Annotated in this window: 15 protein-coding genes; 9 read left to right on the plus strand and 6 right to left on the minus strand. The window is 72.2% G+C overall.

Going from position 1 to position 18,938, the window contains the following annotated elements; all coding sequences use genetic code 11:
* Nucleotides 1–63: 63 nt before the first annotated feature.
* Nucleotides 64–1,818 (minus strand): dolichyl-phosphate-mannose--protein mannosyltransferase, encoded by a 1,755-nt coding sequence (locus C1729_RS12425; protein WP_102510226.1) that lies wholly within the window; start codon nucleotides 1,816–1,818, stop codon nucleotides 64–66.
* 54 nt (nucleotides 1,819–1,872) lie between these two features.
* Here C1729_RS12425 and rsmI point away from each other — a divergent pair, with 54 nt between their 5' ends.
* The 8 genes from rsmI (at nucleotide 1,873) to C1729_RS12465 (ending at nucleotide 10,781) form a co-directional block, all read left to right on the plus strand.
* The gene (rsmI, locus tag C1729_RS12430) at nucleotides 1,873–2,712 is read left to right on the plus strand and encodes a 16S rRNA (cytidine(1402)-2'-O)-methyltransferase (RefSeq protein WP_102510227.1); all 840 of its coding nucleotides are present in this window, start codon (nucleotides 1,873–1,875) and stop codon (nucleotides 2,710–2,712) included.
* A 95-nt stretch (nucleotides 2,713–2,807) separates the two neighbouring features.
* The gene (locus tag C1729_RS12435) at nucleotides 2,808–4,163 is read left to right on the plus strand and encodes a hypothetical protein (protein ID WP_102510228.1); all 1,356 of its coding nucleotides are present in this window, start codon (nucleotides 2,808–2,810) and stop codon (nucleotides 4,161–4,163) included.
* Nucleotides 4,164–4,231: 68 nt separating this feature from the next.
* Nucleotides 4,232–4,699 carry a hypothetical protein gene (locus C1729_RS12440; RefSeq protein ID WP_102510229.1) on the plus strand — a complete coding sequence of 156 codons (468 nt, stop codon included), beginning with the start codon at nucleotides 4,232–4,234 and terminating at the stop codon, nucleotides 4,697–4,699.
* 16 nt (nucleotides 4,700–4,715) lie between these two features.
* Nucleotides 4,716–5,918: a PQQ-dependent sugar dehydrogenase gene (locus tag C1729_RS12445; RefSeq protein ID WP_242493828.1), complete on the plus strand. Its 1,203-nt coding sequence runs from the start codon at nucleotides 4,716–4,718 to the stop codon at nucleotides 5,916–5,918.
* A gap of 57 nt (nucleotides 5,919–5,975) precedes the next feature.
* Complete coding sequence (gene metG, locus C1729_RS12450; RefSeq protein ID WP_102510230.1) at nucleotides 5,976–7,583, plus strand: methionine--tRNA ligase; 1,608 nt, start codon at nucleotides 5,976–5,978, stop codon at nucleotides 7,581–7,583.
* A gap of 1 nt (nucleotide 7,584) precedes the next feature.
* Complete coding sequence (locus tag C1729_RS12455; protein ID WP_102510231.1) at nucleotides 7,585–8,493, plus strand: TatD family hydrolase; 909 nt, start codon at nucleotides 7,585–7,587, stop codon at nucleotides 8,491–8,493.
* A gap of 115 nt (nucleotides 8,494–8,608) precedes the next feature.
* Complete coding sequence (locus C1729_RS12460) at nucleotides 8,609–9,559, plus strand: aggregation-promoting factor C-terminal-like domain-containing protein (protein WP_165375503.1); 951 nt, start codon at nucleotides 8,609–8,611, stop codon at nucleotides 9,557–9,559.
* Between the two features lie 4 nt (nucleotides 9,560–9,563).
* On the plus strand, nucleotides 9,564–10,781 hold the full coding sequence (locus C1729_RS12465; RefSeq protein WP_102510233.1) for an aggregation-promoting factor C-terminal-like domain-containing protein: 1,218 nt from the start codon (nucleotides 9,564–9,566) through the stop codon (nucleotides 10,779–10,781).
* A 15-nt stretch (nucleotides 10,782–10,796) separates the two neighbouring features.
* Here the strand turns inward: C1729_RS12465 and C1729_RS12470 are convergent.
* From C1729_RS12470 to C1729_RS12490, 5 genes are all read right to left on the minus strand, one after another.
* Nucleotides 10,797–11,655, minus strand: a protein-coding gene (locus C1729_RS12470) for an IS5 family transposase (RefSeq protein WP_422917651.1) whose coding sequence is annotated in 2 segments (ribosomal slippage) — nucleotides 10,797–11,300 and nucleotides 11,302–11,655 — 858 coding nt in all. Because the reading frame shifts where the segments join, the coding sequence is not laid out codon by codon here.
* 153 nt (nucleotides 11,656–11,808) lie between these two features.
* Nucleotides 11,809–13,611 (minus strand): ABC-F family ATP-binding cassette domain-containing protein, encoded by a 1,803-nt coding sequence (locus C1729_RS12475; RefSeq protein ID WP_102510234.1) that lies wholly within the window; start codon nucleotides 13,609–13,611, stop codon nucleotides 11,809–11,811.
* Between the two features lie 41 nt (nucleotides 13,612–13,652).
* Nucleotides 13,653–14,180 carry a MarR family winged helix-turn-helix transcriptional regulator gene (locus C1729_RS12480; protein ID WP_102510235.1) on the minus strand — a complete coding sequence of 176 codons (528 nt, stop codon included), beginning with the start codon at nucleotides 14,178–14,180 and terminating at the stop codon, nucleotides 13,653–13,655.
* A gap of 139 nt (nucleotides 14,181–14,319) precedes the next feature.
* On the minus strand, nucleotides 14,320–15,501 hold the full coding sequence (locus C1729_RS12485) for an ABC transporter permease (protein ID WP_102510236.1): 1,182 nt from the start codon (nucleotides 15,499–15,501) through the stop codon (nucleotides 14,320–14,322).
* A complete protein-coding gene (locus C1729_RS12490) occupies nucleotides 15,498–16,418 on the minus strand; it encodes an ABC transporter ATP-binding protein (RefSeq protein ID WP_102510237.1) in 921 nt (306 codons plus the stop codon). Before C1729_RS12490 ends, C1729_RS12485 begins: the two co-directional genes overlap by 4 nt.
* A gap of 296 nt (nucleotides 16,419–16,714) precedes the next feature.
* Between C1729_RS12490 and C1729_RS12495 the strand changes: the two genes are divergently transcribed.
* Nucleotides 16,715–18,613, plus strand: a complete 1,899-nt coding sequence (locus C1729_RS12495) for a DUF4914 family protein (protein WP_102510238.1) — start codon at nucleotides 16,715–16,717, stop codon at nucleotides 18,611–18,613.
* Nucleotides 18,614–18,938: the final 325 nt, after the last annotated feature.

The following is an 18,938-nucleotide window of genomic DNA, read 5'->3' on the forward strand; positions in this document are numbered from 1 at the left end:
AATGGTTTTCCCGGCGGGACCGTCAGCGCTCCGCGAAATCGGCGTGCGGAGCCTCCCGGCGTGTCAGATCCAGGACTTCAGCCACATGTGCCACTGCCAGAACTCGAAGGGCACGACCTTCGCGGTCCAGATGGGGTAGAAGAACACGCTCACCAGCACGATCGCTGCGCCGACGCCGAGGAGGACGTTCCGCACGACGCGTCGTCGTCGGCGGTCCCCCTCGGTGTGCTCGAGCGCGAGCACGACCGCGTAGCCGAGCGCGAGGTACACCCACGGTGCGAACGCGATCGTGTAGAACGTGAAGATCGTCCGGTGGGAGTAGAGGAGCCACGGCATCCAGCCCGCGACGACACCCGAGAGCACCGCGACACCCCGCCAGTCCTTGCGCCACACGACCCTCACGACCGCGAGGACGAGGGCAGCGGTGCCGAGCCACCACACGAGCGGGTTGCCGAGCGACGTGATCGCGACCGAGCACTTCTCGTACGCGCACGTGCCAAGACCGTCGGGCAGCTCACCGCCACGATCGACGGACCGGTAGTAGAAGGACGTCGGACGCAGTTGGAGGAGCCAGCCCCACGGGTTCGACTGGTACGTGTGCGGGGTCGTGAGCCCGGTGTGGAAGTCCCACATCTGCACGTGGTACTCGACGAAGGACCGCAGTGAGTCGGGCAGCCACTGGATGCCCTCGCCCGGGTGGTCGGCGGCCCACGTGCGCTTGTACGAGCCCTGGTTGAGGAACCAGCCGGTCCACGACGCAAGGTAGGTGAGGCCCGCGAGCGGCACCATCGTGACGGCCGCCGGCACGGCGTCCTTCCACAGCGTGCCGTTGGCCCAGCCCGTGACACCGACGGTGCGGCGCGCCGACGCGTCCCAGAGGACGACGATGACGCAGAGGACCGCGAGGAAGTACGCGCCCGACCACTTTGTGCCGATGCTCAGGCCGAGCGCGACCGCCGCCGCGAGCCGGTACCAGCGGATGCCGAGGGCGGGGCCCCACCGGCCGAGGTCCTTGCCCGCGTCGATGAGCTCCGCGGCCCGCCGCGCAAGCCTGCGGCGTGAGTCGAACCGGTCGAGGACGACGAACGCGAAGCCGACGAGCGCCCAGAACATCACGAAGCTGTCGAGCAGACCCGTGCGCGCGTGGACGATCCCCACGCCGTCGATCGCGAAGATCCCGGCCGCGACGACGCCCGCGAGGGTCGAGGAGAAGAGGCGGCGCCCGACGCGCGCGACGATCCACACGGCGAGGATCCCGACGACCGCGGTCGCGAGTCGCCACGCCCACGTGTTGTCCGGTCCGCCGAGCCGCAGGCCCAGGGCGATCATCCACTTGCCGACGGGCGGGTGGACGACGTAGTCGGCGCTGTCGAGGAAGATGTCGCGGTTGCCGGCCTCGAACGACGCGTTGGGCTCGTCGGGCCACGCGGCGTCGTACCCGACCTGGAGCAGCGTGTAGCCCTGCTTGACGTAGTACGTCTCGTCGAAGACGAGCGTGTGCGGACGGCCGAGGTCCCACAGCCGCAGGGCCGCGGCGAGGACGGTGACGAGGAGCGGCCCGAGCCACCCCCACAGGCGGTCCTGCGCGGTGAGGCCGAGGCGCAGCGCCCGCTCGCCGAGCAGGTCGCGCAGCAGCCGCTGCTCGGTCGACTCCGCGGGCGGCGTGGCGTCGACGTCGGGGACGCTCACGTCGACGGGATCGAAACCGGGGGCGACGTCCGCCTCAGTGGCGACGGACGTCGGCACGGGCGCGCCGTCGTCGGGGTGCTCGGCGGCGTCGGTGTCGTCGGGCGTCGGGGCGGTCGTCACGGGAGCCATCGTAGGGGAGGGGCGGCGCCGTCGGAGGGTGGACGGCGTGGCAGTCTTGTGGGCATGACTGGAGCGCTCATCCTCGCGGCCACCCCCATCGGCGACGTCGAGGACGCCTCGCCGCGCCTGCGGCGGCTCCTCGTCGAGGCCGACGTCGTCGCGGCCGAGGACACGCGGCGCCTCCTCGCGCTCGCGGCACGCCTCGACCTCCGGGTGCCGGGGCGGCTCGTCTCGCACCACGAGCACAACGAGTCCGACCGCGCCGACGAGCTCTGCGACGTCGTCGAGGGCGGCGGAACCGTGCTCGTCGTCTCGGACGCCGGCATGCCGACCGTCTCCGACCCGGGCTTCCGCGTCGTCCAACGCGCGGTCGAGCGCGGCCTGCGCGTCACCGCGGCACCAGGGCCGAGCGCCGTGCTCACGGCGCTCGCGCTCTCGGGCCTGCCGACCGACCGCTTCTGCTTCGAAGGGTTCCCGCCCCGCAAGGACGGCGACCGAGCGCGCACGTTCGGTGCGCTCGCCAACGAACGCCGCACCATGGTCTTCTTCGAGTCGCCCCACCGCATCGCCTCGACGCTCGCGTCGATGGCGTCCGCGTTTGGCACGGACCGGCCCGCGGCCGTGTGCCGCGAGCTCACGAAGACGTACGAGGAGGTCCTGCGCGGCACGCTCGGCGACCTCGCGGAGAAGACTGCCGCGGAGCAGCTGCGCGGCGAAATCTGCGTCGTCGTCGCCGGCGCCGAGGCGCCCGCCGCCGCCGAGCCCGCCGACCTCGTCCCCGATGTCCTCGCGCTCGCCGACGGCGGCGTCCGGCTCAAGGACGCGGTCGCGCAGGTCGCGGTCCGCGCGGGCGTCGCCAAACGCGACCTCTACGAGGCCGCGCTTGCGGCCCGGGGCCGCTGAGCCGGGCAGGTGTGCGTCTGACGTGCGAGCCGCACCGCGCGACCCTAGGGTCGGAGAGGTCGGCGGCAGGGGGCTGCCGGCACTAGGAGGGAACCTTGATCGACACACCGACTCGTCTCCGTCGTCCGTACGCGCTCGCGGCCAGCACCGCCGTCGTCGCCCTCACACTTGCTGCGTGCTCGGGCGGCGGGGCCGCGGACGACGGCGTCACGACGCCGCCCGCGGCGACGTCCGCGCCCGGCGCGGACCCGTCGACGGACGCACCCAGCGACGCCGCGAGCGGTCCGGAGGCGGGGATCGTCACGACCCGCTGGAGCTACCGCCCCGAGGAAGGGTCGATCTCGCAGATCCTCGACGTCACGGGAGACCCGTGGCTCGTGCGGGTGGCTGACGACGACGGCCCGTCGACCTTCGTCGAGCTCGACGCCGCGACGGGCGCGGTCGTCGCCGAGCACCGGCTTGCGGAGGGTCTGCGGAGCGACGAGTGCGCGGCCGGACCGACGAGCCTCGTGTGCTTCGACCGCGAGGCGCGCGTGGTGCGCGCCTTCGACCGATCGTCGTACGAGGTCACCGGCACGGTCGAGGGCGTGGAGCGCGTCGACGCCATCGCCGACCGCCAGCGTCCCGGCATGCGCGCCCAGCCGGTCCAGCTCGCTGCGACGACGGCCGACGGCTGGCAGGCGCTCGATGCCAGCGGCCAGGTGCTCGGCTCGTGGAAGGGCAGTGCCGAGGGCCTCGACGTCGTCCTGTGGAACGGGACGTGGTCGCGCGACGGCCGCTTCTACGAGGCGGACCGTACGTCGGAGACGCCGCTCGACACGCTCGCACCGCGCACGCTCCACTCGCCGACGCGCGCGACGACCCTCGGCAAGGACCGCGAGAGCTGGGACCTGCTCGACGAGAAGCTCGAGCGGCTGGGCAGCGTGAAGAACGTCAACCTGCGCGTCGACGGGCCCGTCGACCCGGGCGAGGGCTGCCCGATGATCGGCTGGCGGCCCGTGACGAAGGGCAAGCTCGTGGGCGAGGCCTTCCTCCTCGACCGTGACACGTTCGAGGTGACAGAACTCTCGGAGCCGATCGTCCTCGGTCTCAACGGTGCGGCGTGCATCGACGGGACGATCTACACGACGGGGAACCCCGTGACCGCTGGTCGCGACACGAAGCTCTGGTCGGTGACGTCCGACGGAACAGCCACCGCGCTCGAGGACGACTACCGAGACGTGCTCGGCAAGCTCTCGGAGCAGCACCTCCTGCTGCGCTCGTCCGAGACTGCCTGGGTGTTCGACGTGACGACCGGCGAGACCGTCGAGAAACTGCCGGACCTGAGGCTCAACAACAACCTCGGGCCGCGCATCGACATGCTTGAGGACGGTGGCTTCCTCTTCGCGCAGACGACCTCGTCGATGACCGTCCTCGACTACGACCCGACGGCGACGCCGCGCTCCGACTGACGACCCACCCTCGCGCGGAGCACCGACCTGCGCGAGGATGGACGACAACCGACCGGGGGAGGGGCAGCATGGCGTCGACAGGTGCGTTCGCAGGTCCGGGGGGTGCACGCAGCCTCAGCTACTGGCTCGAGCTCGTCGACGGGCTCGCAGCCGACGCGCTCGCGCGCGTCTACGACGACGCGGGGCTCACGCGTCGTCACTGGCAGGTGCTCGCGGTCGTGCGTGACGGGGCGAGCAGCCCTGCGCAGGTCAACGCGCTCCTCGGCGCGTCGGGCGCCGCGACGACGGTGCCGCAGCTCGAGGACCTCCGGGCGCGGGGCTGGGTCGCCGGCCCCGCCTACCTCGAAGGTGCACCCGCGGACGTCGGCGGGCTCGCCGTGACGGTCGCGGGCGAGGAGGCGTACGCGGAGCTCCAGGCGGGGCTCGGCGAGGTGCGGACGTCGATGACGCGGGGCGTCGCGGCGCGCGACCACGAGGTCACGGTCCTCACTCTCCAGCAGGTCGCCCGCAACCTTGGCTGGGTGGGCGAGGCGTGAGCCGCCGGGCGGAGCTGTGACCGCGCGGGTGCGGCTCGCGCGACGCACGCGCGTCCTCGTCGTCGTCCTCGCGCTGCTCACGGCGGCCGCGGTCGTCGTCGTGGGACTGGCGCTCGACCGTCGGCCCGGGCCCGGGCCGACGCCCGTGACCCCGACGCCGTCGGCGGGCGCGACAACCTCGACGCCGACGCCCGAGCCGACGCCGACGGCGCCTCCCGAGCCGGTGACCGTGACCGTGACGGACCGGACCGTCGTCGCCCGCGACCTCGACGCGCCCTGGGGCCTTGCCCTCCTGCCGGGCGGTGACCTGCTCGTCACGCTGCGGGACACGGGCGCGCTCGTGCGTGTCGCGGCCGACGGCACGGCGACGCCCGTGACGGGCCCGGGCGCCGACGAGCTTGCCCGGGACACCGTCCACGCGTCCGAGTCCGGCCTCCTCGGGGTCGCGACCGTGCCCGGCACGTCGGACGTCGTCGTCCAGCGCACGGGCGCGGACGGCAACGCCGTCCTCCGCGGGACGCTCACCGACACGACGCTCGGGGAGCTGACGACGCTGCTCGACGGCATCGCGTCGGCGCCGTTCCACGACGGCGGGGCCGTAGCCTTCGGGCCCGACGGCATGCTCTACGTCGCGACCGGCGACGCGACCCAGCCTGACGCCGCGCAGGACCCGGACTCCCTCGGCGGCAAGATCCTGCGGCTCACGCCCGAGGGCGAGCCCGCGCCGGGCAACCCCGTGCCCGGATCGCCGGTGTGGAGCCTCGGTCACCGCAACGTCCAGGGGATCGGCTGGGACGCCGCAGGCCGCATGTTCGCCTCAGAGCTCGGGCAGGACACGTTCGACGAGCTCAACCAGATCCTTCCCGGCCGCAACTACGGCTGGCCCCTCGTCGAGGGCCGCGGGGGCGAGTCCGACGGCTTCGAGGACCCGCTCGTCACGTGGACGACCGACGAGGCCTCGCCGTCGGGTCTTGCCGTCACCGACGAAGGTGTCTACGTCGCCGCGCTGCGCGGCGAACGTCTGTGGCGGGTCGACCTTGTCGAGCTCGCGCGCGGCACGGCGACGCCGAGCGTCGTCCTCGACGGCGTCGGCAGGCTGCGCGGCGTCGTCGCCGAGCCGGGCGGGAGCCTCCTCGTCTCTTCGAGCGCGACCGACGGGCGCGGCGAGCCGCGCGACGGCGACGACCACGTGTGGCGCCTCACCCTCGGCAGGTCCTGAGACGGACGCGCCGCCCCGCGGCGCGGGTCGCCCCCGCGCCGCCCTAGGATTGTCCCCATGGCCCAGAACTCGTCCTTCTACATCACGACGCCGATCTACTACGTCAACGACGCCCCCCACATCGGGCACGCGTACACGACGGTCGCGGCGGACGTCCTCGCGCGCTGGCACCGCCAGCGCGGCGACGACACGTGGCTCCTCACCGGCACGGACGAGCACGGCCAGAAGGTCATGAACACCGCGGCGTCGCACGGCGTGTCCCCGCAGGAGTGGGCGGACCGCCTCGTCACCGAGGAGTGGCAGCCCGTCCTCGCGACGCTCGACGCGACGAACGACGACTTCATCCGGACGACGCAGCCCCGGCACACCGAGCGCGTCCAGCGGTTCCTCCAGGCGCTCTTCGACGCGGGCCACATCTACCAGGGCAAGTACGAGGGCTACTACTGCGTCGGCTGCGAGGAGTACAAGCTCGACGGCGACCTCGTCGACGGCACGGGCGAGCACGAGGGCGTCAAAGTGTGCCCCATCCACTCCCGCCCCGTCGACTGGCTCTCCGAGGACAACTACTTCTTCCGGCTCTCCGCCTACGCGGACCGGCTCGTCGAGCTCTACGAGTCCCACCCCGAGTTCGTCCAGCCCGCTTCGGCGCGCAACGAGGTCATGGCGTTCGTCAAGGGCGGCATGAAGGACCTCTCGATCTCCCGCAACACGTTCGACTGGGGCATCCCCCTGCCGTGGGACTCCTCGCACGTCCTCTACGTGTGGTTCGACGCGCTGCTCAACTACGCGACGGCCGTGGGCCTCGGCGACATCGAGGGTGCGGGCGCGGAGCAGTTCGCACGCCGCTGGCCCGCCGCCGTGCACCTCGTCGGCAAGGACATCCTGCGGTTCCACGCCGTCATCTGGCCGGCCATGCTCATGGCCGCGGGCCTGCCCCTGCCGGGCACCGTCTTCGCGCACGGCTGGCTGCTCGTCGGCGGCGAGAAGATGAGCAAGTCGAAGCTCACGGGCATCGCCCCGTCGCAGGTCATCGACCACTTCGGCTCGGACGCGTTCCGCTACTACTTCATGCGCGCGATCTCGTTCGGCTCGGACGGCTCGTTCTCGTGGGAGGACATGTCGGCGCGCTACGCGGGCGACCTCGCCAACGGCCTCGGCAACCTCGCCTCGCGCGTCGCCGCGATGGTCGGCAAGTACTTCGGTGGCGTCCTGCCCGCGGCCGGGGACGCCCAGGAGATTGACCTCGCGCTCGCGGCGGTCGCTGCGCGCGCGACGGCCGACGCGGAGGCCGCGATCGACCGCATCGCGCCGCACGACGCGCTCGCGGCGATCTGGACGCTCGTCGACGCCGCGAACCACTACGTCACCGACACCGAGCCGTGGAAGGTCGCGAAGGACGCGAGCGCGCTCGGCGACGGCGGCCGTCTCGCGACGATTCTCGTGACGCTCGCCGAGTCGCTGCGGTCGCTTGCGGTGCTCCTCCACCCGGTCATGCCGAAGGCGACGCAGTCCCTGTGGGCGCAGCTCGGCGCGGAGGCCGCGCTCGGTGCGCTCGCGGAGCAGCCCCTCGCGGGCGCCGCGACGTTCGGCGTCCTGCCCGCGGGCACCGTCGTCACGAAGGGGGACGCGCTCTTCCCGCGTCTCGAGGATCCGGCCGAGGCCTGACGTGGGACGTCGCCGCGAGCGGGGCTGGGCTCCTGACCCGGACCCGCTCGAGGTGCCGGCCGTCGACGGCCACACGCACCTCGACTCGATCCACGACGTCCTCGGCCCCGAGGACCCGCACCCGACCGTCCGCGAGACGATCGAGCGGGCCGTGGCCGTCGGCGTCACCCGCATGGTGCAGATCGGCTGCGACCTCGAGGCTGCGCGCACGACCGTCCGGCTCGTCGAGGAGCATCCGGAGCTGCTCGGCGGCGTCGCGATCCATCCCAACGAGGCGCCCCTGCACGCGGGGATCCGCGAGGTCGCGCCCGACGGGCTCGAGCCCGCGCCGCTCCCGCGGCACGACGTGAGCCTCGACGACGCCCTCGCGGAGATCGCGTCGCTCGCGCGGCACCCGCGCGTGCGGACCGTCGGCGAGACGGGGCTCGACTTCTTCCGCGGCGGCGAGCGCGCTCGCGAGGTGCAGCGTGAGTCGTTCCGGGCACACCTCGCGCTCGCGCGCGAGACGGGCCTGCCCGTGCAGATCCACGACCGGGACGCGCACGCGGACGTCCTCGACGTCCTCGCGCGCGACGGCGCGCCGGACGCGGTCGTCTTCCACTGCTTCTCGGGCGACGCCGAGATGGCGTCGTTCTGCGCGGCGCAGGGCTGGTACCTCTCGTTCGCGGGCCCTGTGACGTACAAGGCCAACGAGGGCCTGCGGGCCGCGCTGCGGGTGACGCCGCCGGGCCGGTTGCTCGTCGAGACCGACGCGCCCTACCTCACGCCCGTGCCCGCACGGGGGCGCCCCAACGCGCCGTACCTCCTGCCGCACACGGTGCGGTTCGTCGCGGAGACGCTCGGCCGCACGGAGGCCGAGGTCGCGGCGCTGACGAGCGCGAACGCGGAGCGGCTCTACGGCCCGTGGTGACGGACCTCGCGCATGGTGAGAACTGTCACCGGGTGTTGCCACGGGCGGTCCGGGCGGGGTTGAATCGGGGGCGTCCGTGACCATGGACGACGACCCACCCCAGGGAGACAGCACCGTGGAGACCCGCCGCGCGCGCCGCGAGCAGCGCTCTCGCCGCTCGCCGCTCCGGCTGTCCGCGCAGGTCGCTGTCCTCGCAGTCCTCTTCGGCGGCACCGTCGCCTACGCCGGGTCTGACGACGCGACGGACACGATGGTCGTCGCCGCCGACACCGCCGAGGTCGACCTCGCGGAGAGGTCCCGCTCCGTCGCGTCCCGCGGCGACGTCCGTGCGACGGCGGTGACGCTCGTCGTCGACGGCGTCGAGCGGGCCGTGACGACGACGCACCCGACGGTGCGCGCGACCCTCCATGCGGAGGGCGTGACGCTCGACGACGCCTCGGTCGTCCTCACGGACCTCGACGCGCTCGTCACCGACGGCATGCGCATCGAGGTCGCCGCGGTCACCGAGACGACGACGACGGTGACGGAGAAGGTCGAGCACGGCTCGTCCGAGGTCGACGACGCGAACCTCGTCAAGGGCACGCGCATCGTCGAGACCCGCGGGGTCGACGGCGAGTCGACGACCACCTACCTCGTGCGCACCGCGAACGGCGAGGAGATCGAGCGGACGGCGCTCACGAGCGTCGTCGTGTCCGAGGTGCGCGACGAGGTCGTGCGCGTCGGGACGATGTCCATCCCGGACTCGACCGCGAAGGTTCTCTCGCCGAACCAGGCGCGGGCGCTCGCGAAGTCGCTCGTCGCCGAGCGAGGCTGGGATTCGAGCGAGTTCACGTGCCTCGACACGCTGTGGACGCGCGAGTCGAACTGGCGCGTCACGGCGCACAACACGAGCTCGGGCGCGTACGGCATCCCGCAGTCCCTCCCGGGCTCGAAGATGGGCTCGGTCGCGTCCGACTGGCGCACGAACGCCCGCACGCAGATCACGTGGGGTCTCGGTTACATCAAGAACCGTTACGGCACGCCGTGCGGCGCGCTCTCGCACTCCCACGCGCGAGGCTGGTACTGAGCCTGTGACGTCCCGCCGGACCGCGCGCGCCGCGGTCTCCTCCGCCGTCGTCCTCGTCGTCGCCGCGGCCACGACGCTCACGCTCACGGCCCTCGCGCCCACGGGCACGCCCTGGACGGGCGCGCCCTGGACGGGCGCGTCCGCGCTCGGCGCGACGACAGCCCCCACGGAGCGTCCGACGCCGGCGTCCCGCAGCACCGAGCGCGCCCACGCGCTCCCCGTCGCGCTCGTCGTCGACGGGGTCGAACGGGCCGTCGTCACGAGCGCGCAGGACGTCACGGCGCTTCTCGTCGAGCAGGACGTCATCCTCGGTGACCGCGCCGTCTCCCACGACCTCGACGCCCCGGTTGTCTCCGGCATGCGCGTCGAGATCGTCGACGTCACGTGGACGCACGAGACGCTCGAGGTCGACGTCGAGCCCGAGCTCGAGGAGATCGAGGATCCGACGCTCGCCGCGGGCACGACGCGTGTCGTCTCCGCCGGCACGGCAGGGCGGTCCGTGACGACGTACCTCGTCGCCTCGGTCGACGGCGTCGAGTCGTCACGCTCCGAGGTCGTTTCCGTCGTCCTGCGTGAGCCTGTCGCGGGCCGCGTCCGCGTCGGCACGGCCGACGCGCCGAGCGCGTCCCCGACGCCCTCGGCGCGGCCGAGCGCGGGTCCGTCGGCCGAGCCGACGTCGCCGGTGACCTCGGCGCCCGCACCCGACGACGATGCCGGTCCCGACGACGACACCGTCGCACCCGAGCCGACGCCCACGGCGACGCCGTCCCCGAAGCCCTCCGCGAAGCCTGAGCCGAAGCCCTCCAGGAAGCCTGAGCCGACGCCCGAGCCGACGCCCGAGCCGACGCCCGAGCCGACGCCCGAGCCGACGACCGCGCCGCCCGGCACCGACGGCACGACACCCGCGTCCGCGAAGGCGATCGCCAAGCGGAAGGTCGCCGCACGCGGCTGGAGCTCGAGCGAGTACCGGTGCCTCGTGACGCTGTGGGAGCGCGAGAGCAACTGGAGCTACAAGGCCGCCAACCCGTCGTCGACGGCCCGGGGGATCCCGCAGGCGCTCATGAGCGTGCACTTCGGGGCCGACTGGCGCACGAGCGAGGCCGGTACGCGCTACCTCACGACGCCAAGCGTCCAGATCGATTGGGGTCTTCGGTACATCGCCGGCCGCTACGACGGCCCGTGCGGGGCGCTCGCACACTCCGACAAGCGCGGCTGGTACTAGGCCGTGTTGCTAAATCTATTGGAGTGCTGCGGAGAGGCAGGGGCCGGCTGCGTATGAGCGGGCGGTCTTGTCGTAGCGGGACGCGAGTCCTCGCCACTGCTTGACGAAGCTGAAGCACCGCTCGATCACGTTGCGACCCTTGTAGCGTTCCTGCTGCTCGTCGCCGAAGTCGATCGGCCTGCCTCGCTTCTTGCGACGCTTCGCGATCTGGTCATCGCGCTCGGGGATCGTGGTCTTGATGCCGCGCTCGCGCAGCCAGGCGCGGTTCTTCCGCGACGGATACCCCTTGTCCGCGATCACGCGGTCGGGACGCCTGCGCGGCCGACCGCGTCCGGGGACGTGGATCTCGTCGAGCACGTCGGCGAACATGCTCGTGTCCGCGATCTGCCCGCCGGTGAGCACGAACGCCAGAGCCCGGCCCTGCCCGTCGCAGACGAGGTGGATCTTCGTCGTCAAACCACCCCGGGACCGGCCGATCGCGTGATCAGACGGCTCCGGCCCCGACAGTGTGTAATTCGACACGACCCCCTGTGGTCCGTGGCAGGGTCGCGCCGTGCTGGTGCACGCGCGCGATCGAGGAGTCCACCGACACGACCCAGTCGATCTCTCCCGCAAGCGACGCGCGCCGCTGCACCTGGGTGAGCAGGTCTTCCCAGACGCCCGCCTCCGCCCATCGGCGGAAGTTCTTATAGATCGTGTTCCAGTTCCCGAACCGCTCGGGCAGGTCCCGCCACGCCGAACCCGTCCGGAACCGCCACGCGGTCGCCTCGACCACCGTGCGCCGATCCACCGGCGGACGGCCCCGCGTCCGCACCGGCGGGAACACCTCCTGGATCAGCTCCCAGACCTCGTCCGTGATGACATCTCGAGTCACATCTCAAGGATCGCCGACGTGCCCCTGATCACCATTTAGCAACACGGCCTAAGGAGAAACCNCATGTCGAATATCGTCCTTGATTATGTGTAGTGAACCACAAGGGCGGGCGAGAGGGACGCGCGGGGAGGGGGGAGAGAGAGCGGTGCAGCGTCAGCCGAGGCGCTCCGTGAGCTCGAGCCAGCGCTCCTCCGCCTCGGCGAGCTCGGCCTCGGCCGCCGTGACCTTCGCCTGCAGCCCTGCCAGGCCGCTGAAGTCCGACTGGTCGTGCGACGCCATGTCCGCGTGAACCTTCGCGACCTGGTTCTCGAGCTTCGTCATGCGACGCTCGATCGCCCCGACCTCCTTCGTGAGCTCGCGACGCTCCGCGCCGGAGAGCCCGTCGGACGCCGCCGAGGCGGCACCGCCGTCGCCCTTCGCCGCACCGCGCGCTGCCGCGTCCTCGGCCCTGCGCTGCGCTGCGCGGATCGCGAGGTACTCGTCGACGCCCCCGGGCAGGTGCCGCAGCGTCCCGTCGGTCACCGCGTATTGCTGGTCGGTGACCCGCTCGAGCAGGTACCGGTCGTGCGAGACGACGAGCAGGCAGCCCGGCCACGTGTCGAGGAGGTCCTCGATCGCGGCGAGCATGTCGGTGTCCATGTCGTTCGTCGGCTCGTCGAGGACGAGGACGTTGGGCTCGTCGAGGAGGATGAGCAGCAGCTGCAGCCGCCGCCGCTGACCACCCGAGAGGTCCTTGACCTGCGTGGACAGGTGGGCGTTCGTGAAGCCGAGGCGCTCGAGCAGCTGGCCCGGCGTCATCTCCTTGCCGCCCGAGACGTACGTGGTCCGGTAGGACGCGACGACGTCGGAGACGCGGTCCTCCCAGACGTCGGCGAGCTCGGCGAGTTCCTGGGTGAGCGTCGCGACCTTGATGGTCTTGCCGTGCTTGACCTTGCCCGCGGTGGGCGTCAGTTCGCCCGTGACGAGCTTGAGGAGGGTCGACTTGCCCGCGCCGTTGACGCCGAGCAGACCCGTGCGCTCGCCGGGCGCGATGCGCCACGTGACGTCGTGGAGCACGGGCACGTCGCCGTACGCGAAGCCTGCACCCTCGAGGTCGACGACCTGCTTGCCGAGGCGCGCCGTCGCGACGCGCGCGAGCTCGACCGTGTCGCGCACGGGCGGGACGTCGGCGATGAGCTGGTTCGCGGCGTCGATGCGGAAGCGCGGCTTCGACGTGCGCGCGGGCGCGCCGCGGCGCAGCCACGCGAGCTCCTTGCGCATGAGGTTCTGGCGCTTCTGCTCGACGACGGACGCCTGCCGGTCGCGCTCGACGCGCTGGAGGACGTAGGCCGCATAGCCGCCCTCGAAGGGCTCGACGATGCCGTCGTGCACCTCCCACGTCGCGGTGCAGACCTCGTCGAGGAACCAGCGGTCGTGCGTGACGACGAGGAGCCCGCCGGCGTTCGCGGCCCAGCGTGTGCGCAGGTGCGCGGCGAGCCATGCGACGCCCTCGACGTCGAGGTGGTTGGTGGGCTCGTCGAGGAAGAGGACGTCGTCGTCCTGGGTGAGGAGCGCGGCGAGCGCGACGCGGCGGCGCTGGCCGCCCGAGAGGTCGCCGACGCGCGCGTCCCACGGCAGGTCGCGCACGAGCCCGTCGAGGACGTCGCGCACGCGCGCGTCCCCGGCCCACTCGTGCTCGGGACGGTCGCCGACGATCGCGTGTCCGACGGTGAGGTCGGGGTCGAGCGTGTCGGTCTGGTCGAGCATCGCGACGGTGACGCCGCCACGCACGGTGACGCGGCCGTCGTCGGGCGTCGAGCGGCCGGCGAGGAGGCGCATGAGCGTCGACTTGCCGTCGCCGTTGCGTCCGACGACGCCGACGCGGTCACCCTCGTCGAGGCCGAGGCTCACGGAGTCGAGGACGATCTTGTGCGGGAAGGCGATACGGAGATTCTCCGCGCCGAGGAGATGGGCCACCGCGCGAGTTTATCGGTCCGGGCTCACGGGCCCGGCCGCCGTCAGGCGTCGAACTGCCCGAGCACCGTGCGCAGGAGGCCCGCGAGCTCGTCGCGGTCGTCGGCGCCGAGGGCTCCGAGGATCGTGTGCTCCTCCGCGACGAGGTCGGCCATCGCGGCGTCGACCTTCGTGAGGCCTGCGGTCGTGAGGCGGACGATGACGCCGCGTCGGTCGCCGGGGGAGGGGTGGCGCGAGACGAGGCCGTGGTCCTCGAGGCGGTCGATGCGGTTCGTCATGGTGCCGGACGTCACGAGCGTCTGGGTGAGGAGCGCGCCGGGGGAGAGCTCATAGGGCACGCCTGCGCGGCGTAGGGCGGAGAGGACGTCGAACTCCCACGTCTCGAGGTCGTGGCGCGCGAACGCGCTACGCCGTGCGCGGTCGAGGTGCCGGGCGAGGCGGGTGACGCGGGAGAGGACCTCGAGGGGGCCGACGTCGAGGTCGGGGCGCTCACGGCGCCACGCGGCGACAATGCGGTCGACCTCGTCGGGGGTCGCGGCCGTGCCTGCGTGCGCTGTGCCGTCGAGGTCCATCGCACCAGATTACTTGACGTCGAGATACCTGCGGGAGCCCCGGCCCGCCGGGGCACCGCAGCGTGCCTGACATGCCCGACGGATCGACGCGGTCCCCCGTCGGACGGGGGGACCGCGTCGATCCGTCGAGAAGGCGCGCTCAGCGAGCCCGCAGCACCTCGCGCAGCGGCACGCGCGCTCCCGTGAGGAGCACGGCACGGCCGTAGATGCGGCCCGCGACCCACACGAGGAGCGCGACGAGCGCGGCGCACACGACGATCATGAGGACGATCTCCCACGGCGCCGCGACGCCGAGTGCCGACCGCATCGGCATGATGAGCGGCGTGAAGAACGGCACGTACGACAGGACGGTGACGAGAGTGTTCGTCGGGTCCCACGGAGCGACGGAGATGCCGACGGCGTACGGGATCATGAGCATCATGAGGATCGGCGTCGTCACGGACGCGACGTCCTCCTGGCGGGAGACGAGCGCGCCCGCCGCGGCGAAGAGCAGCGCGTAGATGGCGTAACCGAGCAGGAACCACACGAGGGTCGAGCCCGCGGCCGACCACAGGTCGACGTCGACGCCGTCGAGCAACCCGAAGGCGTTCGCCGAGCCTGCCCCGACCGCGACGTACGTCGCGACTTGCGCGAGGCCGAGGGCGCCGATGCCGAGGACCTTGCCCGCGATGAGCTCGGCGGGCCGGATCGTCGCGAGGAGGATCTCCACGACGCGGCTCGACTTCTCCTCGACGACGCCCTGCGCGACCATCTGCCCGGTCGTCATGATGGCGACGAAGATGAGGATGCCGACGACCTGTCCGAGGATCGACGCTCCGAGGTCGGGGCCCTTCGTGGGTTCCTCGAGCGTCGTGACGGCGGGCTGCGCGCTGAGGACGGCGGCGTCGACCGCTGCGGGGTCGCCTCCGAGAGAGGTGATCGCGGCGCCGAGGGCCTGCTGCTGCGCCATGACGGTGAGCGTGGGGCCGAGGTCGCTCGGGACTTCGGTGCTCACGGTGACGTGCACCGTGCCGTCCGGTGCGAGTCCGACGAGCACGTCGTCGTCGCTGAGGTTCGGGGCCCCGGCCAGGGGGCCGAGGACCTCGGTCTCGACGAGCGTTCCCGTGGAGGTGGCCGCGCGTTCGAGCGCGGTTGCGGTGACGTCGTCGGTGACGAGGACGTGCAGCGGCTCGGGCTCCTTGCCGCCGAGGAACCCGACGAGCGCGGAGCCCGCGACGATGAGGACGAGAACGACGGCGGTCGTCCACACGAAAGCCTTCGAGCGGGCGCGGGTCGAGATCTCGCGTGCGGCGACGAGCCGCACGGTCCGGGCGGGGCTCATGCGTGGGCCTCCTGGGTGTGCGGGGTGCCCGCGACGGCGTCGCGGAAGAGGTCGGTGAGGCTCGGGCGCACGCGTGCGAGCTCGTGGACGGGCCCGGTCGCGAGGGCGGCCGCGAGGACCTGCTGCTCGACGCCGTCGTGCGTGACCTCGACGACGGTGGCGTCGGGCCCCTCGGAGACGACGCGGACGCCCGGGACTGCGGCAGCCCAGCCGGCCGGCGCCTGCGGCGCGACGACGCGCCATCGTGGCGCGCCCCCGGACCGCAGTGCCTCGACCGTGTCGAGCGCGACCATGCTGCCCGCGCGGATGATGCCGACGCGGTCGCACAGGCGCTCGACGAGGTCGAGCTGGTGGGACGAGAAGACGACGGGGACACCCGCGGCAGCGCGCTCGCGGAGCACCGAGCTCATGACGTCGACGGCGACGGGGTCGAGGCCCGAGAACGGCTCGTCGAGGACGAGAATCTCGGGGGAGTGGACGAGTGCGGCGGCGAGCTGGACGCGCTGCTGGTTGCCGAGCGAGAGCTTCTGCACCTCGTCGCCGAGGCGCTCGGCGACGCCGAGCCGCTCAGTCCACTCGCGCGTCGCGGCGCGTGCGGCGGCGGCGTCGAGCCCGTGGAGGCGTGCGAGGTAGTCGAGCTGCTCGCCGACCTTCATCTTCGGGTAGAGGCCGCGCTCCTCCGGCATGTAGCCGATCCTGCGGCGTTGCGCGGCGTCGAGGGGACGTCCGTCGCGGAGCACTTCGCCGCCGTCGGGGGCGAGGACGCCGAGGACGATGCGCATCGTCGTCGTCTTGCCGGCGCCGTTGGCGCCGACGAATCCGAGGATCTCACCGCCGTCGACGGTGAACGAGACGTCGTCGAGGACGCGGCGTGAGCCGTAGGACTTCGTGAGGGAGCGGAGCTCGAGGCGTGTCACGTGGTCTCCGTGGTGGGGTCGGGTGAAGGTCCACTTTCCCACCGCTGGGATGAGGTGCGCCACACGGCGCCGTCCGGAGGTGACGGCGCGCAGGTGCTCGGTGCCGCGGGCCGTCGTCGTGGGCCGTCCGAACCGTGGACACGAGGTGTGGTCCAAGGTCCCACGGTTGAGGCGTAGGGCCACGGCTAACGTGGAAGTCAACGGCAGGTCAAGACCCGTCCCGGGGCGACGACCGGCCGCGTCGCGACGTCGCCCCCCGGCGACTTCCGCGCGCTCGCACCCGTGAGGAGAAACCCGTGGAAGAACTGCTCGCCAAGGTCTCGCTGCCGCCGGCGGTCAAGGCCGCGATCGAGGCCGCGCCGTCCGTCGTCGTCCCCCGGACGCGCGCCGAGCTCTTCGAGCTCTCGCTCGGTCCGGACGGCGGTGACACGTTCGACGTCGTCTACCCCCTGCCCGACGGCACGTCGATCGTCGAGGCCGAGATCGTCCGAGGCCGCAACGGCATCGCCGTCAACTACCCCGAGGACTACATGCGCCGTCGGGACCCCGACTGCATGCGCATCGCCGACGACCGTCCCACCGACAAGCCTCGGTACGAGGACGTGTACGGCGCCCCCTTCGCGCCCGTCAAGCAGGAGACGCTTGACTGGCTCGCGACCCAGGACCTCATCGTCGTCCCGTTCAAGGCCGGTGGCCTCACGTACGGGTCGCCGTCGCTCGCGATCGTCCCCGCGAACACCGCGTTCTTCGCGACGGCGCTCGTCGACCTTCAGGGCTTCGTGACGCTCGACGAGCTCGAGCCGTTCGCGCCGCGCTCGATCCTCTACGCGGCCCCGCCGTTCCGGCACACGCACTACAAGGGCCGTCAGGTCGTCGTCCACGACCGCACCGAGACGCTCCACGAGATCTACGCGTACAACCTCTACCCGGGGCCGTCCGCGAAGAAGGGCGTGTTCTCGGCGCTGCTCGACATCGGCGAGCAGGACGGCTGGCTCACGGCCCACGCTTCGTCGGTGCGCGTGACGACGCCGTACGAGAACGAGACGATCATCATGCACGAGGGCGCCTCGGGCGGCGGCAAGTCGGAGATGTGCCAGGACATCCGCCGTCAGGACGACGGTCGCATCCTCCTCGGCACGAACGTCGTCACTGACGAGCCGTACTTCATCAACCTCTCCGAGGCCTCGCGGCTCGCGCCTGTCACGGACGACATGACGCTCTGCCACAAGGACATCCAGACGGTCGACGGCCAGCTCGTCGTCGCCGACGCCGAGGACGGCTGGTTCGTCCGCGTCGACGGCATGCAGCACTACGGCGACGACCCGCACTTCGAGCGCGCCTGCATCGAGCCTGACTCGCCGCTCGTGTTCTTCTCGATCCAGGGCACGCCCGGCGCGACGATCCTCCCGTGGGAGCACTCGCTCGACTCGAACGGCAAGCGGTGCCCCAACCCGCGCGTCGTCATCCCGCGCCGCATGATCAAGGACGTCGTCAACGAGCCCCAGGCGGTCGACGTGCGGACGTTCGGCGTGCGCATGCCGGCGTGCACGCGCGAGAAGCCGTCGTACGGCGTCATGGGCATGATGCACGTCGTGCCCGCGTCCCTCGCGTGGCTGTGGCGCCTCATCGCACCGCGCGGCGACAAGAACCCGTCGATCGGGGAGTCGAAGCAGGACGTCAAGAAGCTCAAGCACGGCGGGCTCGTCTCCGAGGGCGTCGGCTCGTACTGGCCGTTCTCGACGGGGACGAAGGTCGCTGCGGCGAACCTCCTGCTGCGCCAACTCGTCGCGGCGGACCGCACGCGGTACGTGCTCACGCCCAACCAGCACATCGGGGCGTACAAGGTCGGCTTCGCGGCCGAGTGGCTCACCCGTGAGTACCTCGCCCGCCGTGGCGGGGGCAAGTTCCCCAAGGACCGCCTCACGCCGGCCCGCTGCGCCCTGTTCGGCTACACGCCGACCGAGGTGAAGCTCGACGGGCAGCTCGTGCGTCCGACGTTCCTCCAGCCGCAGAACCAGTCGCAGGTCGGCCTCGAGGCGTACGACGCCGGGGCGCAGACGCTCGTCGCGTTCTTCAAGGAGGAGCTGCAGCAGTACCTCACGGACGAGCTCGACCCGCTGGGCCGCGAGATCATCGAGACGTGCCTGCGCGACGGCACGGTCGAGGACTACGCGAAGCTCACGCCCATGCCGTGACGGTCTGAGCACGACGACGGCGCCCGGTCCCTCCTGCAAGGAAGGGCCGGGCGCCGTCGTCGTGCGGAACGTTGCGTGAGGGCACCTCGTGGGGGTGCGTGGGCGCAACCGCGTGCGCGTCAGTCGGTCGCCGTCGCGGTGCCGGGCTCGTCGGCCGTGGCGCGCGTACGGGCCGCCTCCTTCGCGAGACGTGCGGCCTCCTTGGCAGCGTCCTTCTCGGCCTTCTCGCGCTCCCGGGCAGCGTCCTTCTCGGCGCGCTCGTGCTCCTTGGCGAGGCGCGCCGCCTCCCGTGCCGCGTCCTTCTCGGCGCGGGCGCGCTCCTTCG

Source organism: Sanguibacter massiliensis (assembly GCF_900240335.1).
Classification (GTDB): domain Bacteria; phylum Actinomycetota; class Actinomycetes; order Actinomycetales; family Cellulomonadaceae; genus Flavimobilis; species Flavimobilis massiliensis.

What these genes read in the sequence shown, in the direction of transcription:
- rsmI (WP_102510227.1), top strand. Translation starts at nt 1,873, where the DNA reads ATGACTGGAGCGCTCATCCTCGCGGCCACCCCCATCGGCGACGTCGAG.
- C1729_RS12440 (WP_102510229.1), top strand. Translation starts at nt 4,232, where the DNA reads ATGGCGTCGACAGGTGCGTTCGCAGGTCCGGGGGGTGCACGCAGCCTC.
- metG (WP_102510230.1), top strand. Translation starts at nt 5,976, where the DNA reads ATGGCCCAGAACTCGTCCTTCTACATCACGACGCCGATCTACTACGTC.
- C1729_RS12480 (WP_102510235.1), bottom strand. Translation starts at nt 14,180, where the DNA reads ATGGACCTCGACGGCACAGCGCACGCAGGCACGGCCGCGACCCCCGAC.
- C1729_RS12425 (WP_102510226.1), bottom strand. Translation starts at nt 1,818, where the DNA reads ATGGCTCCCGTGACGACCGCCCCGACGCCCGACGACACCGACGCCGCC.
- C1729_RS12485 (WP_102510236.1), bottom strand. Translation starts at nt 15,501, where the DNA reads ATGAGCCCCGCCCGGACCGTGCGGCTCGTCGCCGCACGCGAGATCTCG.